Raw genomic sequence first — 22,432 nt, 5'->3', positions numbered from 1 at the left:
TCCTCACACTGTGTGGGGGGCTCGCCCTCGTCGGATGCAGGAGTAGGCATGCGGTCGTTGTCCCGGAAGGTGGCGATTGGCGCGGTATGCGTGGGGGTGACCGCCGCCGGCGTGACGGCCGGCACGTCCAGCTACGCCGCCGCCACGCCCAGCTTCGTCCAGCAGGCAACGGCGCACGGGCTCGGTAGCACCCGCGCCGTCACGCTGCCGTCCAGCACGGTCGCCGGCAACCGCCTCATCGTCGAGGTCGGGGTGTGGAACTCGAAGAGCGCCACGATCAGCACGGTCACCGACGACGCCGGCGACACGTTCATCAAGCTGCTCAGCTTCACCGCGGCCGACCACACGGAGATGAGCGTGTGGACCGCCGTCGTGGCGACGGGCGGCACGAGGCCCACCATCACGGCCAAGCCCACGTCGTCGGCCGATGTGGGGGTACTGGCGTTGGAGTACTCGGGACTGTCCACCGTCACCGACGCGACGGTGCTGGACCAGCAGGCCCACACCGCCGGTACCACCTCGAGTGCGGGCAGCGTCAGCTCGGGAACCACGGGCGCCACGGGCGCCAACGGTGAGCTGGCGCTCGGGTTCTACGCCGACTCGGGCTTCAGCGCCTCCCTGACCGCCGGCAGCGGGTTCTCCCAGCGGGCCAACCTGTCACCGAACAGCGACATGGAGCTGCTGGCCGAGGACAAGGTGGTGTCCGCCGGCTCGACCGTCTCGGCGACGGTCGGCACCGGCGCCAGCACCACCTGGCTGATGGCGGTGCTCGTGCTGCGCTCCGGCAGCCCGCCCACCGCGCCGTCGGCGCCCAGCGGCGTGACCGCCACCGCGGGCGACCGCGTTGCCACGGTCACCTGGAACGCGCCCGCCAACGGCGGCAGCCCGGTCACCGGCTACACCGTCACGCCGTACGTGGGAACGACGGCGCAGGCCACCACGACCGTCACCGGCAACCCGCCGGCGACGACCGCGACGGTGTCCGGGCTGACCAACGGCACCGCCTACACGTTCACGGTCACCGCCACCAACGCGGTCGGCAGCGGGCCCGCCTCGGCGGCCTCCAACGCGGTCACCCCCGGCTCCTCACCCGGCGGCTCCTGGTCGAGCCTGCAGACCTGGCCGATCGTCGCGCTGTCCAACACGCTGCTCTACAACGGCAACGTGGTCGCCTGGGACGGCTGGCAGCAGCCGCAGCCGTCGGTCATCTGGAACCCGTCGACGCCGAGCACGTTCACCACCGTCAACGCGCCGACGAGTGTCTTCTGCGACGGCGGGGCCTCCCTGCCCGACGGCCGGGTGCTCGTCGTCGGCGGCTACGGCGGCCTGACCACCGGCAAGCTCGGCATTGTCGACACGAACATCTTCGACCCGGCCACCAACAACTGGTCGCGCGTCGCCGACATGCACTTCCCGCGCTGGTACCCGACGGTGACCGAACTGGCCGACGGCCGGTACGTGGCGCTCAGCGGCAACGACACCACGTCGGCACACTGGGCCGACACGCCCGAGGTGTACGACCCGTCGACCAACACCTGGACCCTGCTGTCCAGCGTGTCCACCCCGCAGATCCACGAGACCGAGTACCCGTTCTCCTACCTGCTGCCCAGCGGGAAGGTCTTCGCGATCGGCCCGGACGAGGACAACTCGTTCCTGCTCGACGTCAACGCGCAGACCTGGACCCAGATCGGCGGGACCAGCGGCGTCCACAATGGATCCTCGGTGATGTACCGGCCGGGCAAGGTGCTGTACACCGGCGGCGGCGCCAACGTCAACGCGGCGGGGCCGGCGTTCAACACGGCCGCCACCATCGACCTCACCTCGGCCGGCCCGACCTGGACGGCGGCGGCGCCGATGAGCTCGGCCCGCGTGTATCACACGCTGACGATGCTGGCCGACGGCAAGGTGCTCGCGGTCGGCGGCAACACCGACACCAACCAGGGCATCGTCACCTCGGGCGTGCTGTCGACCGAGATCTGGGACCCGGCCACGCAGGCGTGGACGACCGGCGCCTCGATGGCGGCGGCCCGCAACTACCACTCGACCGCGCTGCTCATGCCGGACGGCCGGGTGCTCGTCGCGGGCGGCGGTCACCCGTTCGGGCAGGGTAACGCGGGACAGTACTCGGCGCAGTACTACTCCCCGCCGTACCTGTCCACCGGAGCGCGGCCGACGATCACCTCGGCGTCGGCGGGCGCGTCCTACGGCGGCAGCATCACGGTGTCGACCCCCGACGCGGCAAGCATCAGCTCGGTGAACCTCGTCTCGCTGGGCGCCGACACCCACCAGATGGACATGAACCAGCACTTCGTGCCGCTGAGCTTCACCGCCAACGGCTCCACGCTGTCGGTGCAGGCACCGGCCAGTTCGGCGCTCGCGCCGCCCGGCTACTACATGCTGTTCATCGTCAACGACAAGGGCGTGCCGTCGGTCGCCTCGATGGTGCAGCTGTCCCAGGCGCCGACCGCGCCCGCGGCGCCGACCGGGGTGAGCGCCACGGCCGGCGACGGGTTCACGACAGTGCGGTGGACCGCGCCACCGAACAGCGGCAGTCCGGTCACCGGATACACCGTCACGCCATACGTCGGCACTACCGCGCAGACCCCGATGACGGTGACCGGCAACCCGCCGGCCACGACCGCGACCGTGACCGGGCTGACCAACGGCACCGCGTACACCTTCAAGGTGACGGCGACGAACGCGATCGGGACGTCGCCCGCCTCGGCCGCTTCCAACGCGGTGACGCCGGGCACGGTGACCACCCCGACGTTCGTGCAGCAGACCGGCGCCCAGGGCACGGCCGGCACGCAGTCGGTCACCCTGCCGGCGAACCTCGGCCCGGGCAACCGGCTCGTCGTCGAGGTCGGCACGTGGAGCAGCACCGGCGCGACGACCAGCGGGGTGACCGACTCGGCCGGAGACCCGTTCACCGAAGTGGCGCACTGGAAGGCCGGCGACAACACCGAGCTGAGCGTCTGGACCGCGCCGGTCACCGGCGGGGGAGGGCAGGCACCGGTCATCACCGCCCGCGCGTCCAGCACCGCCGACGTCGGCGTCGTCGCGATGGAGTACAGCGGACTATCCGCTGTGGCCGATACCAGCGTGGTCGATGTCGCGGCCACCAACTCGGGCACCACGTCGGGTGCCGCGACGGTTCAGTCAGGCGCGACCGCGGCCACCGCGACCGGCAACGAGCTGGCGATCGGCTTCTACGGCGACTCGGGCTTCAACCATCCGCTCACCCCCGGCAGCGGCTGGACCGTGCGCGGCAACGTCTCACCCAACGGCAACATGGACCTGCTCACCGAGGACCAGGTCGTCGCGGCCGGCGCCAAGCCCAACGCGGCGGTCGGCGCCGGGGCGAGCACGACCTGGCTGCTCGGCACGCTCGTGTTCAAGCCGGGCACGGCCGGACCGCCGACCGCCCCGGCCGCGCCGAGCGGGGTGACCGCCACCGCCGGCAACGCTTCGGCGACCGTGAGCTGGTCGGCACCGGCCAACGGGGGCAGCGCCATCACGTCCTACACGGTGACGCCCTACATCGGCAGCACCGCGCAGACCCCGGTGACGGTGACGGCGCCGACGGCGGCCGTGACCGGGCTGACCAACGGCACCGCGTACACCTTCAAGGTGTCGGCGACGAACGCGGTCGGTACCTCACCGGACTCCGCCGCCTCCACCCCGGTGACCCCGACGAACGTGACCGCGCCGGCCTTCGTCCAGCAGGTATCGGCCCAGGGCGCCGGCAAGACCAGCCTGGCCGTCACCCTGCCGGCCAACGCGACGACCAACAACCGGCTGGTCGTCGAGGTCGGCGTGTGGAGTTCCGGGTCGGCGACGGTCAGCACGGTCACCGACAGCGCCGGTGACGTCTTCACGAAGCTCACCTCGTTCACCGCGTCCGATCACACGCAGGTCAGCGTGTGGACCGCCGTGGTGGCGACCGGTGGCACCAAGCCCACCATTACGGCGAACGTCAGCGCGTCGGCCGACGTCGGGATCGCGGTGGCCGAGTACTCCGGCCTGTCGGCCGCCGCCGGCGCCGGTGCCGTCGACCAGCAGGCGACCGGCACCGGCACCACCACCAGCCAGCAGGTGGTGAAGCCGGCCGCCACCCCGGCCGTCACCGGCGACGGCGAGCTGGCGATCGGGTTCTACGCCGACTCGGGCTTCGGTAATACGTTGACCGGGGACCCGGGCTACACGACGCGGGTGAACCTGTCCCCGAACGGCAACATGGACATGCTCGTCGAGGACACCGTGGTCGGCGCCGGCGGCACCCCGGCGGCCAGCGCGACCACGGGCGCGTCGACGGTCTGGCTGATGGCGACGGTGGTGTTCAAGCATGCCTAGGCTTCCGGCCCGTCTGACCCCGCTGTTGGCCGAGATCCCGGTCCTCGTGGGGGTCGGGGTGCTCGCGGTGGTGCTGACGCCGGCCAGCACTCCGGTCGGCCCGCAGCGCGTGACCGCCCGCGTCGCCTCCTGCGACCTGCAGAACGCGGGCTCGGCCAACGTCACCTACACGGTCGTCAACGGGGACCGCGTGGAGCACGCCTACAAGGTGGAGCTCACGGTGACCGCGGCCGGCAGCCCGCTCGGCTCCGGCGTCGGCCTGGTCAACCGGGTCGCACCCGGCGCCACGGTGACGGGCCGCGCCCTGATCGTCGTGCGCGCCAACCCCCCGGACGCCGCGTGCACGGTCAGCGCGACCGCCCACGACGGCCACGCTGGCCACGGCTCGTAGCCCCGCCGCGTTCCCTTTCTTGCGCCGGTCAAGGGGGCGTGGCGCACACCACTGGTCCTGGGTGACAAGCAACGCATGGCGGCAAAATGTCCGGCTTGTCGGGAAAGAACCACCAACGTTCCGGTAACAGCATGATCTTCACGCCGTTCGCAGCGAGCGGAACCCCTGTGCCGTGCCAATTTCCGTGCATTGGCTGTGAGCTGGTCGTTTTCCGCTGTGGTCAGGCTGCTCGGCGGTACTCGTTGATCAGGCCGTGGAGGACTCGTCGCTTGCGTATCGCGCGGTCGAGCGGTATCACGACGTCCGGGTCGTAGTCCGGTTGCCGCACCTTTTGTTGCGCCGGTTCGTTACCCCGCGACGGTAATCTTTCACATCGGTGTGAAGGTCAAGCCCCGGAGGTGTACGTGCGGATCGGCGACCTCGCCGCGAGACCGGGGTCAGCGAGCGGCTGTTGCGCTCGACGGTCTGCTCACCTTCGGCGACGGCCGGGTCGAACGGCACGCCGGTGACGCTGAACACGCGTCACGGGGACCGGGGAGCAATGGCGCGGTGCCATAGCGGATCTGCTGCGACGAAACCGCCTGGCCGCGCCGGACGATCTGGCCGCTGAGGTGACGCGGCCGCGCCGCCCGGGTTGGATGTGTGCCGACCGGCAGCGCCGTGCTCGTCGTTCCCGAGCAGCGCGGCCGGTGGACCCACCGGGTCGGTCGACCCGCCCTTCGCTGCGCGCGAACAGAGCCGGGGCGGGCGTCTTCGTCACCATAGTATGAGGCATGCCTGCCGCAACTTCGCCCGATCGTGCCGGCCCTGATGAGGCACCATCGACGCATTTCCCTCGTTCCGGCCAGCGCGCCCGGGAGCCGTTGTGGCGTCATGTTCTCGGAGAACAGCTGCGGTGGCTGCGTCACGAGCGAGGGCAGACGCTGATCGACACGGCCACCCGCGCCGGCGTGTCCCCGCAGTACCTCTCGGAGATGGAGCGCGGCGTCAAGGAACCATCGAGCGAAATGATCGCCGCAGTCGCCGGTGCGTTGGACACGACGCTGATCGACCTGACGAGCGGAGTGGCCGAGCGGCTGCGCACCATCCGGTGCATGGCGGCGTCCGGCCCGCGGTGCCGGGCGGCGTACGCGCTGGCCGCCTGAGGAGCCGGCGGGTGCGAACCCCGCCGGCCGCCCGGCCTACTCGGTGCGTGCGCGATCCTCGATCACCTGGTCGATGAGTCCGTACTCCTGCGCCGCCCGGGCGGTGAAGACGCGGTCGCGGTCGGTGTCAGCGCGGAGTGCGGCGACCTCCTGACCGGTGTGTCGGGACAGGATCCGTTCGATGTCCGTCCGGACCCGTACGACCTCGTCGGCCTGCAGGATGAGGTCCGGGATCGGACCGCGACCCTGCGCGGCCGGCTGGTGGAGCACGACGCGGGCGTGCGGTAGTGCCGATCGCATGCCGGGCGAGCCCGCCGCGAGCAGGACGGCGCCGACGCCGATCGCCTGGCCGATGCAGGTCGTAGCGATCGGAGGGCGGATATAGCGCAACGTGTCGTAGATGCCGAGCATCGCGCTCGGGTCGCCACCCTCGCAGTTGATGTACAGCCGTACCTCCCGCTCGGGATTGTCCGCCTCCAGGAACAGCAACTGGGCGACGAGCGCGTTCGCCACGCCGGCATCGATGGGCGTGCCCAGATACACGATCCGCTCGCTGAGCAGGTGCGAGTAGACGTCCATGATGCGCTCGCCGCGGGGATGCTGGGTGATGATGTTCGGGATCGTGTACGTGCTCATGCTCACGCCGCTCCTTCCGGCTGGACGCCGAGTCCGAAGTACCGACGCGACCGTGGGGCGATCTCGTCGAAACTGCCGACGATGTTGTCGATGAATCCGTACTCCATCGCTTCCGCGGCGGTGTACCAGCGGTCGCGCAGGGAGTCCTCGAAGACCCGTTCCACGGGTTGCCCGGTGTCCTCGGCGATCAGGCCCAGCACCGTGTCCCGGGTGTGGCGCAGGTCGCCGGCCTGCAGCTCGATGTCGACAGCCGTGCCCGCGATGCCCGCCGAGCCCTGGTGCATCAGGACACGGGCGTGGGGCATGGCCCGGCGCTTGCCGCTAGTTCCGGCCGACAGCAGGAACTGGCCGGCGCTGCAGGCGATGCCCAGCGCGAGGGTCGACACGTCGCAGGGGACGAGCTTCATCACGTCACGGATCGCGAGCATCGACGGTACCGACCCGCCGGGCGAGTGGATCCAGAATGCGATGTCGGTGGAGGCGTCCTCCGCCGCCAACGCGATCAACTGGGTCGCGAGCAGGGTGCCGTTGTCGTCGTCGAGCGGCCCGTCCAGCACCACGACGCGCTGCTGATACAGCTCGCGGCGGGTGCGTACATCGAACAGCGGAACCTTTGATTCCTCGGTCATGACACGACACTGGCCGGTGGCCGGCCGCGGCGACAACATCATCCGCCCTCGGCAGATCCGCCCACAGCAGCGAATATTCGCAGACAGCGTAACCGTACCCCGCATTGCGAGCCGACAGGCGACGGCGCGGATCATGAAGGATAGGCCGATGACGAGTCGCGAAACTCCACGACTCGTGCTGCGTCGTTGGCGCGATGACGACATCACGCCCATGACCGCGATCAACTCGGATCCGGACGTCATTCGGCGCTCCGGCAGCCGCACGAGCCGCAGGAGTCTGTTAGCGCGTCCATCGCCTCCGCCGATCGCCGACCCGGACAAGAACGGTGTCGGTACGGCTGGCGTTCCTCGTGTTCTGCCGGATCCTGCCCTGGCTGGCACGACATCGTGTGCTCGATGACCCAGCGGTGGCGGCCCAGGCGTTGTGAGGACTTGACCTTCTTGCGGGCGATCCGTACGGCGATGCCGCGTCGACGAACCTGCGCACGCCGCGTGTGGGCTCGTAAATCCGGTTTGGCTGCGCTGCCTGCGAGTATTCGTTGATCAATCCGCCTAGGATCGGGCGTCGTCGGACTCGAGCGGCGTTGAGGTCGACGACCTGCGGTGGTGGGTTGGGCGGTCGTAGCAGCAGGTCTTGTCAGCGTCGACATCGGTGACTCCCGGACCACTGTCGCTTGTGGTCAGACCTGACCGGTGTTGATGCCCAGAGCCCGGCTGGCGGCGCATCAGGCACGCCCTGGTACGCGGACCTGCTACGTGCCAGCCGGGCGCGGAGGTGACCCGTTACTTGTAGTTGGCCGGGACCGTGATCTTGTCGATGTCCGGTACGTCGCCGGTCGCGCGGGCGTTGCTGAACAGGATGCTGTTGCTGCCGGCGGCGAGGGTGAGGGTGACCGTGGCGGTGGCCGGGGTGTTCCAGTTCGCGGTCGGCGCGCCGGTGAGGGTGACCGCGGTGCCGCCGTTGACGCTCAACATGATCTTCAGGCTGCTGGTGGTGCCGTTGGTGTAGGCGACCGTGACCGTGTAGGTGCCGGCGGCGGCCACGGTGATGTTCTGCATTTTCAACGTGCCGGTGCCGCCGAGGTAGCCGACGCGGGCACCGCCCGAGCAGGCCGAGCAGGTGACGATCGCAGCACCGCCGGCCAGCGTGCTCGACGACGCCTCTGCCTCATAGGCCGTCGATGTACCACCGGTTCCGCCGACCGTCAGCGTGTACGTCGTGGTGTGCTGACCGGACGCGGCCGTCCCGGTCACGGTGATCGGGTACGTGCCGGACGCAACCGACGACGACGTCGCGATCGTCATCGTCGACGACGAGCCCGTGCCTATCGAGGTGGGTGCGAACGACACCGTCACGCCGGCGGGCGCGCCGGACGACGTCAACGCCACCGTTTGCGCGCTGCCCGACGTCACCGCGGCCGAGATCGTCGAGGTCGCCGAGCTGCCGGCCGTGACCGTGGCCGCACTCGGACTCGCAGCGATCGAGAAGTCGTTGGTCTGCGAGGTGACCGGGATCGGGTCGGAGATGTCCAGCGCCCAGAGCGCCATACCGTGCAGGCTGTACTTCTGCGCGAGTGTCACCCGCAGGGGCCACGATTTCGCGTCCGACCACCACATGACCGTGCCGTTCTTCAACGTCACCGTCCATTCGCCCTGGGTGCTGTCCCAGGTCGCGGTCGACCCGTCGCGCTGCACCATCTGCCGGGCCTGCGCGTCGGTGACCTGGACGCCGGTTCCGCTGGTCGGCCAGGTGTAGCCGTAGCCGGCCACGCCGAGGTCCACCTTGGCCGCCGGGACGTTCGCGAGCAGCAGCTTCAGGCACGATTCCTGCCAGGGCAGCCCGCCGATCGGGCCGACACCGTTCCACGTCGGGCCGTGCTCGTCGTAGGCCATCAGCACGATCCGGTCGGCCGCATTGCCCAGCGCGGCCAGGTCGTATCCGTTCGCCGGGTAGTCGGCGGCGTTGGTGAACGCGGTGACGTCGACCGAGACGGTCTTCCCGGCCGGCAGCGCAGCCTTCAATGCCTTGACGAAATTGACCAGGCCCTGTTTGTCGTTGCTCGGGATCAACTCGAAGTCGACGGTGACGCCGTCCCAGCCCTGCGAGTTCACGTCACTCACCAGCGAGGTGACCAGTTTGCTGATGTTGCTGCTGGAGCTCAGCAGTTTGTCGAGTGCGGTCGGGTCGAAGTCGCCGAGGGAGGCGGAGTAGTTGCCGACCAGGAACTCCGCACGGAGGTTGTCCGCGTGCGCCTTGTTCATCAGGGTGATGGTCGTCGAGTCGGGCGCCGGCGCGCTGTTCCCGGCGGAGTTGATGTTGATGCCGTCGACGCCGACGGTTGTCATCGCGGCCGCGCTGGCGTCGATCTCGGCCGCGGTGGTGGCACCGCCGGATTCGGCGTAGCCGGTCACGGCGAGCGCGGACGCCGCCGAGGCGGGACCCGCTGCCGAGGTCATGGCCACGACCACCCCGAGTGTGGCCAGCGAGAGCAACGCGGTGGCGATCACACCAACGCGGAGCGGTCTGGACGTATCAGTCATGTCCGGCATCATGTACTGGTAAATACCAGTCGTCAAGGGTTGTCAATGTGCACGGGTTCCCCGTCCTCGACGCTCCAGCCCGGGTCGCGGTTCAACACACCGTCGAGGCCGGTCGCCCGCCCCGACGAGCGCGACGACCACTGTCCGGCCAGCACGCTCTGCTGGCCCGGGCGTGCGTCGGCGTCGAGTTCGAGGGTCGACACGATCCGATAGCGGTCGCCGCGGTAGATCGAGCGGGTGAACTCGACCGCATGGCCACGGGCATCGTGGGTGGTGCGTTCGAAGAGCAGCGCCGGCGAGTACGCGGGAACCTCCAGCAGCGCCGCCTCCTGCTCGTCGGCGACGGTCGGCTCGATGACCTGGACCGCCCGCGCCAGGCGCAGCCCGAACCGCCGCCGCAGCAGGGCGTACAGGGAGACACCGTCGAGGTCCTCGGCGGCCAGGTCGGCGACGAAACGCCGCGGCAGGTGCACCGTCTCCATGCACACCGGTTCGCCGTCGACCAGGCGGATCCGGTGCACCCGCACGATCTCGTCGTGCGGAGCCAGGTGCAGCCGCCGGGCCACCCGGGCGCCGGCCGGCACGACCTCGAAGGCCAGGGTGCGGCTCGCCCACACGCCGTCGACCGAGGCCAGGATGTGGCTGCCGGCCCCGGCCAGGTGCGCGAGGCTCTGGGCGATCTTCGCCCGGGCGACGAACACCCCCTTGCCGTGCTGGCGGACCAGTGCGCCGTCGCGGACGAGTTCGTCGACGACGGCGCGCAGCGTCGGTCGGGACACACCCAGTTGCTCGCACAACTGGCGTTCGGACGGGATGGACAAGCCGGGCGCGACCTCTTCGATGAGATCGAGCAAATGGGCGCGCACCCGGTCGCGTTTGGTCGACGACACCGTGTACTCCGGCTCTTGGTCGCTCACATCTCCACCCGTCCTTGACGAACCCTGGACCGTACCGTACGTTGTGGCACCAGCGCACCAGTGGTCAATAATTGGTAAGTCTAGCAGCGATGGTCGGTCACTTTTCTGACCACTGGTACAAACATAGGCGCACCCGCCGTCGCGGCGCGAACCGTCGAGCGGCGGCGGGCACGGGCTACGCATCCCCCACCACCCGGGCCGCGACGTGCCGTTTCACGGCCGGGCGGCCCCCAAGGTCGGCGACAGCGAGGACAACCATGACGACGTTAACGAAGCTGGCCGCGATCGTAGCGGCGACCACACTGACCGCCGCGTGCAGCGGCGGCAGTGCCACCGGACCGGCCTCGGGCGGTTCCGGGTCTGTCGACGACTTCGCGACGACGCACAAGAAGGGCGGATCGGTCACCATCGCCAACGAGTCCGGTCAGACCTGGACCTGCCAGTTCAACCCGTTCAACCCCGCGGTCAACGGCCTGGCGAACGGCATCGTGTACGAGCCCCTGGTCTACGTCAACGCGATCAAGAACGCCGCCGAGACTCCGATGCTGGCGCAGTCCTACAAATGGTCCGGCGACAAGAAATCGATCACCTTCACCGTACGCGACGGGGTGAAGTGGAGCGACGGCCAGCCCTTCAGCGCGGCGGACGTCGCGTTCACCTTCAACCTGATGAAGAAGGCCCCGGCAACCGACCTGTACTCGCTGTGGACCGGCGCTGGACTGCTCAGCGCGACCTCCGACGGCAACCAGGCCACGCTGACCTTCAACGCGCCCGCGGAGCCGTACTTCTACAGCTTCGCCGGCCGGGTCACCGTCGTACCGCAACACATCTGGTCCACCGGCGCCGCCGCGGCCGACCCCGCCACCTGGGACGACACCGCCCCCGTCGGCACCGGCCCGTTCGCCGTCAACCCGTGCTCGCCCAATGAGATCACGTACACCGCGAACCCCACGTACTGGCAGCCCGGCAAGCCCTACATCCAGACCGTCCACTATCCCGCGTACCTCGACAACAACCCGGCCAACCTGGATCTCGCCAGCGGAAAGGCGCAGTGGGGCGGCCAGTACATCCCCGACATCGACAACTTCTACACCCGGCGCAGCCCGAACAACCATTACTGGTTCGCCCCGATCACGAACGTCGCGCTGTACCCCAACCTGGCCCCCTCGCACACCGCGACGAGCAATCCCACGGTGCGTCGGGCGATCGCGCTGGCGCTGGACCGCAACCAGGTCTCCCAGATCGGCGAGAGCGGCTACCAGCCCGCCGCCAACCAGACCGGCATCGTGCTGCCCACGTTCCAGAGCTACTACGACGACGCCGCAGCGACCGCCTCCGGATACACGAAGCCCGACGTCGCGAAGGCCACGTCGCTGATGGCCTCGGCGGGCTACTCGCCCGCGCACCCGCTGAACCTCGCCGTCATCACGGTCACCGGCTACACCGACTGGGACGCCTCGCTCGCGGTGATCAAGCAGCAGCTCAAGCCGATCGGGATCAACCTGACGGTGTCCGACCTCGCCGGGCAGACCTACAACGACCGGCTGTACAAGGGCGACTTCGACCTGGCGTACTCGGGGCAGAACGGCGGGCCGACGCCGTACACCGAACTGCGCGAGATGCTCCACTCGAAGAACTCCGCGCCGCTGGGATCGGATGCCGCGTCGAACTTCGAACGCTACGACAACCCCTCGGTCGACGCCCTCCTCGACCAGTACCCCGCCGCGGACGAGACGCAGCGGGTGGCCATCATCAAGAAGATCGAGGCGGCGATGCTCGCCGACGTGCCGGTCATCCCCACCACCGAATCGGTGAACTGGTACGAGTACAACACCCAGGATCTCGGCGGCTGGCCGACCGCGGACAATCCCTACGCGCAGGCCGCGCCCTTCAACGTCCCGGACATCGAGCAGGTTCTGCTCCACCTGTACTCCAAGTCGGCCCAGCACTGAACCGCGACCCCAGCAGGCAAGGAGTCCGTCCATGAGGGCGAGCACGAGGAGCCGGTACCCGTGAGATACCTGTTGCGCCGCCTGGGTTTCTTCGCGCTCACCCTCTGGGCGGCCCTGACCATCAATTTCCTGCTTCCGCGGCTGATGCCGGGCAGCCCAGCCGCCGCGCTGCGCGAACGCACCAAGGGCCGCTTGTCCCCGGAGGCGACCGACCGGCTGCTGGCCTCGTTCGGGTACAAGTCGGGCCAGAGCCTGTCCGAGCAGTACACCGAATATCTGCACAACATGGTCACCGGCAACTGGGGGGTGTCCATCGGCTCGTCGCTCGGCAAGCCGGTGACCACCCTGATCGCCCAGGCCCTGCCGTGGACGCTGGGCCTGGTCGGGGTCGCGACGGTGCTGGCGTTCGGGGTCGGCACGCTCATCGGCATCGTCGCGGGCTGGAAGCGCGGCAGCAAGCTCGATGCGGTGCTGCCGCCGGTCTTCGTGGTCACCTCCGCGCTGCCGTACTTCTGGGTCGCGCTGATGCTGATCCTCGTCTTCAACGTCTCGATGAACGGCTTCCTGCCCAACGACTTCGACTACGGCGAGGGCAGCGTCCCCGGCCCGAACGTGGACTTCGGCGTGAGCGTCCTGCGGCACGCCGTGCTGCCGGCCGCCACCATCGTGATCACCGCGATCGGCGGCTGGATCCTGACCATGCGCAACAACATGATCACCACGCTCGCGGAGGACTACGTGCGGATGGCGCGGGCCAAGGGTCTGTCCAACCGGCGGGTCATGCTCGGCTACGCGGCCCGCAACGCCTTCCTGCCCAACCTCTCGGGCCTGGCGATGTCGCTCGGCTACGTGCTGACCGGGGCGATTCTGGTCGAGTACGTGTTCAGCTATCAGGGCCTCGGCTACCTCTTCTACAACAGCACGGTGAGTGCGGACTACCCGTTGATGGGCGCGCTCTTCATGCTCTACACCGTGGCGGTCCTGGTCGCCGTGCTGATCTGCGACTTCGCGACGTTCTGGCTCGATCCGCGCGCACGGGCGAAAGGCTAGGTCCGATGAGTGAGAACCCCCAGCCGCCGCTGCGGCGCGCGCCCGGCCGGCGGCGCGGCGGCGGCCTGGTGACCGCGGTCCGCACCAACCCCAAGGCGCTGGCCGGCGTGGTCATCCTGTTCGTCTTCACCGTCACGGCGGTCATCCCGCACGCGGTCACGGCCCTCGAAGGCGGCATCGACGACCCCGACGCGATCGCCTTCGTGCCGCGGCTGCATCCGGGTGCGCAGCACTGGCTCGGCACCACAGGCCTGGGCCAGGACATCTTCGCCCAGCTGGTGTACGGCACGCGCCAATCGCTGCTGATCGCGATGACCGCCGGACTGATCGCCACCGTGCTGTCCGTGGCGGTCGGCGTCTCCGCCGCCTACCTCGGCGGGATCGCCGACGACGTGCTGTCCCTGATCACCGACATCTTCCTGGTCATCCCGACGTTCCCGTTGGTCGTCGTGCTCGCTGCCTACGTCGGGTCCGGCAGCTTCTGGGTTCTGGTCGGCGTGCTGGTGCTGACCGGCTGGGCCTACGGGGCCCGCCAGTTGCGCGCACAGACCCTTTCCCTGCGCAATCGGGACTTCCTCGAATCCGCACGCGTACGCGGCGAGCGGCGCTCCTACATCATCGTGGCGGAGGTGCTGCCGACGATGAGTTCGCTGATCCTCGCGAACTTCCTCGGCGCCGCCCTGTACGCCGTACTCGCCGCCGCAGGCCTGCAGTTCCTCGGTCTGGGCAACACCTCTTCGGACAGCTGGGGATCGATGTTGTACTGGTCGCAGAACCAGGGCGCTCTGGTCAGCGGCCTGCCGTGGTGGTCGATCGCCCCCGGGCTGTGCGTCGCGCTGCTCGGTGCGGCCCTCGCCCTGGTCAACTACGCCTTCGACGAGCTGTCCAATCCCGCGCCTCGTCCAGTTAGGAGGCTTCGTGTCAAGCGCGCCCATCCTTGAGGTCCGCGACCTCACGGTCGACTACCAGACCTCGCGGGGAGCCGCACGCGCCGCGGACCGGCTCACCTTCGACGTGCACCGTGGCGAGTTCCTCGGTGTCGTCGGCGAATCCGGCTGCGGGAAGTCGACCATGCTGTTCGCCGTCGCCCGACTGCTGAGCCACCCGGCCGGGATCACCGGCGGATCCGTGCTGTTCCACGGCGAGAACCTGCTCACCATGGCCGAACGACGACTCAACGTCCTGCGTTGGCGTGACTTTGCGGTGGTCATGCAGAGCGCCATGAACGCACTGAACCCGATCACCACCATCCGCGCGCAGTTCTCCGATGCGCTCATCGCCCACGGACGCCGCTCGAAGACCGAGAACGAGACGCGCTGCGCCGAGGTGATGCGCCTGGTCGGCATCGACCCGGTGCACCTGGGCAGCTACCCGCACCAACTCTCCGGCGGGATGCGGCAGCGCGCGATGATCGCGATGGCCCTGCTGTTCACTCCCGACCTGATCATCATGGACGAGCCGACCTCCGCCCTGGACGTGGTCGCCCAGCGATCGCTGATGGCGCAGATCAAGGAACTGCAACGGCAACTCGGCTTCGCGGTCCTGTTCGTCACCCACGACATGTCGCTGGTCAGCCACTTCTCCGACCGGCTGATGGTGATGTACGCGGGCCAGATCGTCGAGGTCGGCGACACCCGGTCCGCCTTCGACCGCCCCGCCCACCCGTACAGCCGGGGCCTGCTCAACGCCTTCCCGTCGATCCACGGGCCGCGCGTCGAACTCCTCGGCATCCCCGGCTCGCCGCCGGATCTGGCCGAACCCGGGCACGGCTGCCGCTTCGCCCCGCGCTGCCCCGAGGTCATGGCGCGGTGCGCCGACCAGGAACCCGAGCTGTACCCGATCGCCGGCGCGCACGCACGGTGTCTTCGGCACGAACCCGCCACCGCGGGGAAGGAGCTGGCGTGACCATCGAGACGCCGACAGCGGGTGGCGTACCGCTGTTGGAGACCCGCGGACTCACCAAGCACTTCCCGATCGGCCGTGGCTTCGCCCGCAAGGCGTTGCACGCCGTCGACGACGCGGACCTGTCCATCTCTCGCGGGGAGATCGTCGCGCTGGCCGGTGAGAGCGGAAGCGGCAAGAGCACGGTCGCGCGTCTGCTCGCCGGCGTGTACAAGCCGACCGGGGGTGAGATCTACTACCAGGGCGAACCGTTGTCCCGACCGCGTTCGTGGCGCGACCGGCAGGCCTACCGCGGCGACGTGCCGATGGTGTTCCAGGACCCGTTCAGCTCGCTCAACCCCGCCTACCGCGTCTCGCACGGGATCATGCGCGGCATCGGCCTGCACCGCCCCGACCTCAAGAACGCGGCGGCGCGGCGGGGCGAGGCCGAGCGGGTCGTGGAGGCCGTCGGCCTCGTCCCCGCCCCGGAGATCCTGAGCCGCTACCCGCACGAACTGAGCGGGGGCCAGCGGCAGCGGATCGGATTCGCACAGGCGCTGGCCCACCGGCCCACGCTCATCCTGGCCGACGAGCCGGTGTCCATGTTGGACGTCTCGATCCGGATCGAACTGCTCAACCTGATGGCCCGGCTGCGCGCGGACGAAGGCGTGTCGTTCCTCTACATCACGCACGACATCGCCGGCGCGCGCTACGTCGCCGACCGGATCGTCATCATGTACGCCGGGCACATCGTCGAGTCCGGCCCGACCGAGACCGTGCTGGCCGACCCGCGGCACCCTTACACCCGGCTGCTGCTGTCCGCGGTGCCCGACCCCCGAGCGCCGTTGGACCTCGCGGCGGCCGGCGACCTCGCCGAACCGCCGAGCGTCGTCGACCCGGCAGCGGGCTGCCGGTTCCGTCGACGCTGTGCGTCGGCCGTCGAGCTGTGTCACCGGGAGACCCCACTGACCCGTGTCCTCGGACCCGACCGGTCCGTCGCCTGCCACCTCGTGCAGCCGACCGTGGTCGCGGTCTGACGCACGGGTCCGCACCTCAGCACCCATCGTCCCCTCAGGAACAGGAACCCCATGAAAATCGCGGTGATCGGCGGTGGCTCGACCTACACGCCGGAGCTGATCGACGGGGTCGCGCGGATGCGCGACGACCTGCCGGTCGAGCAGATCGTGCTCGTGGACCCGGATACGGATCGGCTCGCCGCGGTCGGCGGGGTGTCGGCCCGGATCATGGCCGAGCGCGGCCACACCACCGAGGTGAGCTGGACGTCGGACGTCGACGCCGCGGTTGACGGCGCGACGGCGGTGCTGTTGCAGTTGCGCGTCGGCGGGCAGGCCGCCCGGCGCGGCGACGAGAGCTGGCCGCAGGAGTGCGGCTGCATCGGCCAGGAGACCACCGGTGCGGGTGGCCTGGCGAAGGCGCTGCGCACCGTCCCGGTCGTGCTCGACATCGCGCGGCGGGTCCGGGAACGCGCGCTGGACTCCGCGTGGATCGTCGACTTCACCAACCCGGTGGGCATCGTGACCCGGGCGCTGCTCGACGAGGGGCACCGTGCGGTCGGCCTGTGCAACGTCGCCATCGGTTTCCAGCGTCGTTTCGCGAAGACCCTCGGGGTGGACCCCGACCGGGTCTCCCTGGACCATATCGGACTCAATCACCTGACCTGGGAGCGCGCGGTCCGCCTGGACGGCATCGACGTGCTGCCGAAAATCCTCGCCGACCACGGCGAGGAACTCGCCACCGACGCCGGGATCCCGCTCGACCTGATGCGCCGGCTCGGCGTGGTGCCGTCGTACTACCTGCGCTACTTCTACCGCCACGACGCCGTGCTGAAGACGCAGCGCACCGACCCGCAGACCCGCGCCGAGAAGGTGACGGATCTCGAACGGGAACTGCTGAGCCGCTACGCGGACCCGCAGTGGCGGTACGTCCCCGCCCTGCTCGAACAGCGCGGCGGCGCCCACTACTCGGACGCCGCGCTGCGTCTCGTCGCCTCCCTCGTCAACGACACCCGCGAAATCCAGGTCGTCAACGTGCGCAACCGCGGGACACTGCCGTTCCTGCCGGACGAAGCGGTGATCGAGGTACCGGCCCGGGTCGGCGCCGACGGCGCGCACGCGGAGCCGGTCGAACCGGTCCACCACCTGTACCAGGGCCTCATCGCGCACGTCGCCGCGTACGAGGAACTGGCGGTGGACGCGGCGCTGCACGGCGGCCGCGAGCGGGTGTTCGACGCTCTGCTCGCCCATCCACTCGTCGGGCAGACCGACATCGCCGACGCCCTGACCACCCGGCTGTTGGCGAACAACACGGACCACCTGCCGTGGGCCAGGGCGGCCTCGTGAACGCCTCGCCCCAGGCGGCCGTGCTCGCCATCGACGGCGGTAACAGCAAGACCGACGTCGCTCTGATCGCGTTCGACGGAGCCGTGCTCGGCCGCGCCACCGGGCCCGGCTCGAACGCCCAGCAGATCGGGCTCGACCAGGCCTTCGCGGTGCTGGACGGGTTGGTCGCGGCCGCCGCCGACCAGGCGGGACCGGCCGACCGGTGGCGGCCCGGTACCGCCGTCGCCCACCACACGCTCGCGTGCCTGGCCGGCGCGGACCTGCCCGAGGAGGAGCAGAGCTTGGGCGCCGCCGTACGGGCACGCGGCTGGAGCGGTACGAGCCGCGTCGTCAACGACACCTTCGCCGTCCTGCGGGCCGGTTCCCCGGACGGCTGTGGCGTGGCGGTGACCTGCGGCGCCGGAATCAACTGCGTCGGCGTCGCGGCCGACGGGCGGGTGGCCCGGTTCCCCGCCCTCGGCCGGCTGACCGGCGACTGGGGCGGCGGCGACGACCTGTCCAAGGAGGTGCTGTGGTGGGCCGGCCGCGCCGAGGACGGCCGCGGGCCGCAGACGTCCCTGGCAACGGCGGTCGCGGACCACTTCACGACCGCCACGGTGCACGACGCCGCCATCGGCATCCACTTCGGACGGATCCCGCCCGCCCGGGTCCATGGTCTGACCTACGTGTTGTTCGCGGCGGCCGCGGCCGGCGACGCGGTCGCGCACAGCCTGGTCACGAGGATGGCGGAGGAGGTGGTCGGCATGGCGGCGGTCGCCGCCGGACGCCTCGGACCGACCGACGAGACTATCGACGTCGTCCTGGGCGGAGGGCTGATGCGGGCCCGCGACCCGATCCTGACCGCGGCCCTGCACGCCGGCCTGGCCCGCGAACTGCCCAAGGCCCGCGTCCACATCCTCGACCTGCCCCCGATCGTCGGCGCGGCGATGCTGGGACTCGATCAGGTCGCCGGGCCGGGCGCCGCGGCGAACCTGCGCGCCACCTTCGCCGCCGACCTGGGGCACGATGGCGTGCACTGCTGGTGGGCACGGGCTTGCGTGCGCTTTCCAGGGCCGCCTGGGCTTCGGTGAAGAGTACGTCAAGGCGCAGCCCATCACTGTCTCCGTCGACACCGTTTGCGATGACGTCGAGGAGGTACTCGGTGAAGTAGGTCTGCGGCAGTTCGACCTCTGGATCCGTTCGCTGGGGATATCAGCGGATCCGAGGCGAACTCCTGGCGCTGGGCCACCCGGTCGACGCGTCCACGATCCCCAGGGTCCTGCAGCGAGCCGGGATCCCGTCAGCACCGACCCGCCGCGATCACACCACCTGGCGGCGATTCCTGCACACCCAGGGCATCGACCACGCTGAGCTGCGACTTCTTCCACGTCGACTGTGCGGTCACGCTGCGCCGGTGGTACGTGTTGGTGATGGAGGTCGGCAGCCGCTGCGTACACATCCTCGGGATCACCACCAACCCGGACGGACCGTGAACCGTTCAGCAGATCCGCAACCTGCTCATGGAGCTGGGCGAACGCGCCAGCCAGTTCACGATCCTCATCCGCGACCGGGCCGGACAGTTCACCACCGTCTTCGACACCACCCTCGCGATGCCGGGACCACCGTCGTCAAGATTCCACCCCGGTGTCCCCGCGCAAACGCCCACGCCGAACGATTCGTACGCACCATCAGGACGGAGGTCACCGACCGGATGCTGATCTTCAGCGGGCAGCACCTCCGCCGAACCTTGGCCGGCTACGCCCGGCACTACAACGGATGGAGACCTCATTGCGCCCTGGATCTGCGACAGCCACGATCTGAACGCCCAACGGTCGATCTGACTCAGGAGCGGATCAAACGCCGACCGATCCTCGGCGGCCTCGTCAACGAGTACGAACGAGCCGCATAGAAGTCCAGGCCAACACTGAAGCGAAGTAAAGACAGCCCACAGGGTGCTCCGTGGGTGATCGGCTGGCCGCGTCCAAATTCATCCAGCGGCAACCGTCTCGCGCTTTGGGTCCCAGCATGTCCCGTCCGGGCGGCGTCGTATTGTCGTGTCGCCATGGATCGCTCGCCGGGGCGTGGGATCCCACCTGCGGCGGCGCGTGGGCACCGCCGCAGGCACGGTTGCGCTCACCGGGGTCTGTGGGAGCCGGTGGCGGCCGCGATCGCCGTCGCGGCGATCAGCCCTACCGGCCGCCGGGCGCGCCAGACTGCCGTGCAGCAGTCTGGTCGTCACGCCGGCGCGTGCTGCTTGAGGAATGCCTCGATCAGCTCGGTGACCTTCGTCCCCTGACCTCCGGCCAGCAGACCGGTCCCGTGCTCGGCGCCGATGGCGATGAAGACCTGATGCGGTACCGCCTTCGGCGCAGCCGCATCGAACTGCTGCGCGGCGTCGGCGAACGGGTGGTCGTTCTCGGCGGCCAGAAAGAGTACCGGCGACGCGAGGCGCGGCACCGCGTCCTCGGCCGAGACGCCGCCGAACACCGCCGGCGCCGACAGCGACACGACCGCCACCGGCTTGGGGGTCAGCGTGACGGCGGCGGCGAGCGACGCGGCCGCGCCCTTCGAGGCGCCCATCAACACCACGTCGGCGACCCCGCTCGCGCGCAGGTGGGTGGCCGCGGCCGCCACGTCGTCGTCCAGGCGGTCGTCGCCCTGGTGCGGGCCGGAGTCGCCGTCGCCGCCGAAGTCGAACGCGAGCACCCGGTACCCGAGGGCGGCGAGGCGCTGGCCGAACGGCAGCCACTCGCACAGGTTCGAGCCGTTCTGGTGAGCGAGCACGACGCCCTTCGAGCCGGTCCCGAGCTCGACGCCCGCCAGGTGGGTGCCTGCCGGGGTGGCGAACCCGACCCGCTTGCCGCGGTCCGCGGCGTCGGCGCAATGAGACCCGGCCTTCGGGCCCTCCGACGGCGGCGCCGGGTCGGGGGAGCCACCCGAGCAGGCGGTGAGCATCAGGGTCAGGCAAAGTACCGCGACTCGGCGCATGAAGGCCTCCTTGGGAGCGCTCCCGCGGAGCATAGCGGGGTCGCTCCGGTCGCGTTGTCCCGTCGCCAGGTGAAGCCAGACGCCGGCGGCACCTTGCCACTGCCGAAAACCGGGCCTGCTCCGTCCGGCGCCGCCGCGGGATCTCCGTCAGACTGGGAGGTTCATCTTGTATGCGAAGCTGCCCGCGCCGACGCTGAAGACGGCAACGGATGCGCCGGACAGCTCGCCCGTGCTGGTGAACCGGTACTCGCCGAGGATGCCGTGGTAGGTCTTCGCGGCGAGGTAGTCGGCGACCTGCCGGCGAGTGGTGGCGCCCTTGCCGACCGCGTCGAGCAGGAAGTTCGCGCTGTCGTAGGAGCTGGCGATGTACCACTCGGGACCGGTGCCGGGCGAAAGCTGCATCTTGTCGCGGAAGTTGCCGTCGGGCGCGGGTAGGCAGGTGCATGCCAGGAAGATGTCGCCCTTGGTGGCGGCCACGCCGCTGGCGAAGGTCCGGTCGAACAGGTCTCCGTTGGCGACGATCGGGCCGGCGAAGCCCGCCTTGCGCACCGAGTTGACGAACGCGACCCCGTCGGCGAGCTGCCCGCTGAAGAACACCGCCTCGGCCTTGCTGCCGGCGATGGTAGTGGCGAGCGTGGCGAAGTTGTAGCCCGTGGGGAACTCGAAACTGCCGGCGAGGTACGCCCCGGCCGGGGCGAGGGCGGTGGCGCGCAGGTCCTTTCCGGCGGCCCCCTGGTCGGTCACGACGTAGATCGACTGTTTGTGCTGCTGCTCGCCGAGGTACTTGACGGCGGCGGCGGCCACGCTCCTGTTGGTCGCGATCGAGCGGTGGAACATCTGCCAGTTGTGCCCGGACAGCTCGGTGCGGCTCGCGCTCGGGGTGATGAACGGCACCTGGGCCTCTTCCAGCTTCGGCCCCGCGGCGAGGACGTCCTCGGTGAAGATCGGGCCGACGACGCCGAGCACGTGGGCGTCGAGCTCGCCGGCGGCGAGGTTGACAGCGGCGGACCCGGCCGCGCTCTGTGTGTCGACGGGCTTCAGCTCGACACGGCAGCCGGGATGGGCCGTGCCGTACTCCTCGACCGCCACCCGCACTGCCTCCTTCGCGGCCGTGCCCTGCTCGGATTGGCTGCCGGTCAGCGGGCCGATGAAGGCGATCGCCGGGTTGCTGCACGGGACGCTGGGGGCTTTGCTGTTGCCGATGCCCCGCGCCAGGATCGCGACGGTTCCCGCCACCCCGAGCACCGCCACGACCGCGACGATCGCGATAGCGGCCCGCCGTCCACGGGCCGCCGAGCGCGGTGGCGGCCCTGCTACCGGGGCCGCCGGGGGCGGGGCGTAGTGGGCCGCGGGCGGGACCGTCGGGAAGGCCGACGGCGGGGTCCGGTCGGCGCCGAACTGCCCGGTTCCCGGGAGACGGGCGCGGCCACCGGCGAGACGGGCCCCGGCGACACCGGCGCGGCGGGGCTTGCCGACACGGGCGAAGATGCGGGCACCGGCGGGACCACGGTGACCGGACCGGTGACGGGGGCAGTGGCCGGGCCGGTGACGGGGCCGGTGGCGGGTGCGGCGACGGCCGGGGCGTGCCGGCCACCGCCAGCTCGGGCTGC

At 70.1% G+C, this 22,432-nt stretch carries 17 protein-coding genes and 1 pseudogene; 11 read left to right on the top strand and 7 right to left on the bottom strand.

Going from position 1 to position 22,432, the window contains the following annotated elements:
* Positions 1-48 precede the first annotated feature (48 nt).
* The 3 genes from AB0B76_RS43405 to AB0B76_RS43395 all read left to right on the top strand — a co-directional run bounded on the left by AB0B76_RS43405 (position 49) and on the right by AB0B76_RS43395 (position 5,889).
* Positions 49-4,353: a fibronectin type III domain-containing protein gene (locus tag AB0B76_RS43405; RefSeq protein WP_360387043.1), complete on the top strand. Its 4,305-nt coding sequence runs from the start codon at positions 49-51 to the stop codon at positions 4,351-4,353.
* A complete protein-coding gene (locus AB0B76_RS43400; RefSeq protein ID WP_360387041.1) occupies positions 4,346-4,744 on the top strand; it encodes a hypothetical protein in 399 nt (132 codons plus the stop codon). The genes AB0B76_RS43405 and AB0B76_RS43400 overlap by 8 nt, the downstream gene beginning before the upstream one ends.
* 773 nt (positions 4,745-5,517) lie before the next feature.
* Positions 5,518-5,889, top strand: coding sequence for a helix-turn-helix transcriptional regulator (locus AB0B76_RS43395; protein WP_360387039.1), 372 nt, complete (start codon positions 5,518-5,520; stop codon positions 5,887-5,889).
* A gap of 36 nt (positions 5,890-5,925) precedes the next feature.
* Here the strand turns inward: AB0B76_RS43395 and AB0B76_RS43390 are convergent, their stop codons facing one another.
* The 5 genes and pseudogenes from AB0B76_RS43390 to AB0B76_RS43370 all read right to left on the bottom strand — a co-directional run bounded on the left by AB0B76_RS43390 (position 5,926) and on the right by AB0B76_RS43370 (position 10,612).
* A complete protein-coding gene (locus AB0B76_RS43390; RefSeq protein WP_360387036.1) occupies positions 5,926-6,525 on the bottom strand; it encodes an ATP-dependent Clp protease proteolytic subunit in 600 nt (199 codons plus the stop codon).
* Between the two features lie 2 nt (positions 6,526-6,527).
* The gene (locus AB0B76_RS43385; RefSeq protein WP_360387033.1) at positions 6,528-7,418 is read right to left on the bottom strand and encodes an ATP-dependent Clp protease proteolytic subunit; all 891 of its coding nucleotides are present in this window, start codon (positions 7,416-7,418) and stop codon (positions 6,528-6,530) included.
* 116 nt (positions 7,419-7,534) lie between these two features.
* Positions 7,535-7,645 (bottom strand): annotated as a pseudogene (locus AB0B76_RS43380) (IS5/IS1182 family transposase); the annotation flags it as partial.
* Positions 7,646-7,937: 292 nt separating this feature from the next.
* Complete coding sequence (locus AB0B76_RS43375; protein WP_360387030.1) at positions 7,938-9,695, bottom strand: glycosyl hydrolase family 18 protein; 1,758 nt, start codon at positions 9,693-9,695, stop codon at positions 7,938-7,940.
* A 32-nt stretch (positions 9,696-9,727) separates the two neighbouring features.
* On the bottom strand, positions 9,728-10,612 hold the full coding sequence (locus AB0B76_RS43370) for a GntR family transcriptional regulator (RefSeq protein ID WP_360387027.1): 885 nt from the start codon (positions 10,610-10,612) through the stop codon (positions 9,728-9,730).
* A gap of 257 nt (positions 10,613-10,869) precedes the next feature.
* Here AB0B76_RS43370 and AB0B76_RS43365 point away from each other — a divergent pair, with 257 nt between their 5' ends.
* The 8 genes from AB0B76_RS43365 to AB0B76_RS43330 all read left to right on the top strand — a co-directional run bounded on the left by AB0B76_RS43365 (position 10,870) and on the right by AB0B76_RS43330 (position 19,743).
* Positions 10,870-12,564 carry an ABC transporter substrate-binding protein gene (locus AB0B76_RS43365; protein WP_360387024.1) on the top strand — a complete coding sequence of 565 codons (1,695 nt, stop codon included), beginning with the start codon at positions 10,870-10,872 and terminating at the stop codon, positions 12,562-12,564.
* 60 nt (positions 12,565-12,624) lie between these two features.
* On the top strand, positions 12,625-13,614 hold the full coding sequence (locus AB0B76_RS43360; protein ID WP_360387021.1) for an ABC transporter permease: 990 nt from the start codon (positions 12,625-12,627) through the stop codon (positions 13,612-13,614).
* Positions 13,615-13,619: 5 nt separating this feature from the next.
* Complete coding sequence (locus AB0B76_RS43355; RefSeq protein ID WP_360387018.1) at positions 13,620-14,555, top strand: ABC transporter permease; 936 nt, start codon at positions 13,620-13,622, stop codon at positions 14,553-14,555.
* Positions 14,533-15,519 (top strand): ABC transporter ATP-binding protein, encoded by a 987-nt coding sequence (locus AB0B76_RS43350; protein ID WP_360387015.1) that lies wholly within the window; start codon positions 14,533-14,535, stop codon positions 15,517-15,519. Before AB0B76_RS43355 ends, AB0B76_RS43350 begins: the two co-directional genes overlap by 23 nt.
* Positions 15,516-16,532 (top strand): ABC transporter ATP-binding protein, encoded by a 1,017-nt coding sequence (locus tag AB0B76_RS43345; protein WP_360387012.1) that lies wholly within the window; start codon positions 15,516-15,518, stop codon positions 16,530-16,532. Before AB0B76_RS43350 ends, AB0B76_RS43345 begins: the two co-directional genes overlap by 4 nt.
* Before the next feature lie 51 nt (positions 16,533-16,583).
* Complete coding sequence (locus tag AB0B76_RS43340) at positions 16,584-17,855, top strand: 6-phospho-beta-glucosidase (RefSeq protein WP_360387009.1); 1,272 nt, start codon at positions 16,584-16,586, stop codon at positions 17,853-17,855.
* Positions 17,852-18,925, top strand: coding sequence for a BadF/BadG/BcrA/BcrD ATPase family protein (locus tag AB0B76_RS43335; RefSeq protein WP_360387006.1), 1,074 nt, complete (start codon positions 17,852-17,854; stop codon positions 18,923-18,925). The genes AB0B76_RS43340 and AB0B76_RS43335 overlap by 4 nt, the downstream gene beginning before the upstream one ends.
* A gap of 323 nt (positions 18,926-19,248) precedes the next feature.
* Positions 19,249-19,743, top strand: a complete 495-nt coding sequence (locus AB0B76_RS43330) for an integrase core domain-containing protein (RefSeq protein WP_360387003.1) — start codon at positions 19,249-19,251, stop codon at positions 19,741-19,743.
* 326 nt (positions 19,744-20,069) lie between these two features.
* Here AB0B76_RS43330 and AB0B76_RS43325 read toward each other — a convergent pair whose 3' ends face one another.
* The gene (locus tag AB0B76_RS43325; RefSeq protein WP_360387000.1) at positions 20,070-20,822 is read right to left on the bottom strand and encodes an alpha/beta fold hydrolase; all 753 of its coding nucleotides are present in this window, start codon (positions 20,820-20,822) and stop codon (positions 20,070-20,072) included.
* 147 nt (positions 20,823-20,969) lie between these two features.
* On the bottom strand, positions 20,970-22,073 hold the full coding sequence (locus AB0B76_RS43320; protein ID WP_360386997.1) for a branched-chain amino acid ABC transporter substrate-binding protein: 1,104 nt from the start codon (positions 22,071-22,073) through the stop codon (positions 20,970-20,972).
* Positions 22,074-22,432 lie beyond the last annotated feature (359 nt).

The organism is Dactylosporangium sp. NPDC049140, from assembly GCF_040648435.1.
The sequence above is the reverse complement of the archived record's forward strand: the minus strand, read 5'-3'. Positions and strand labels throughout refer to the sequence as shown.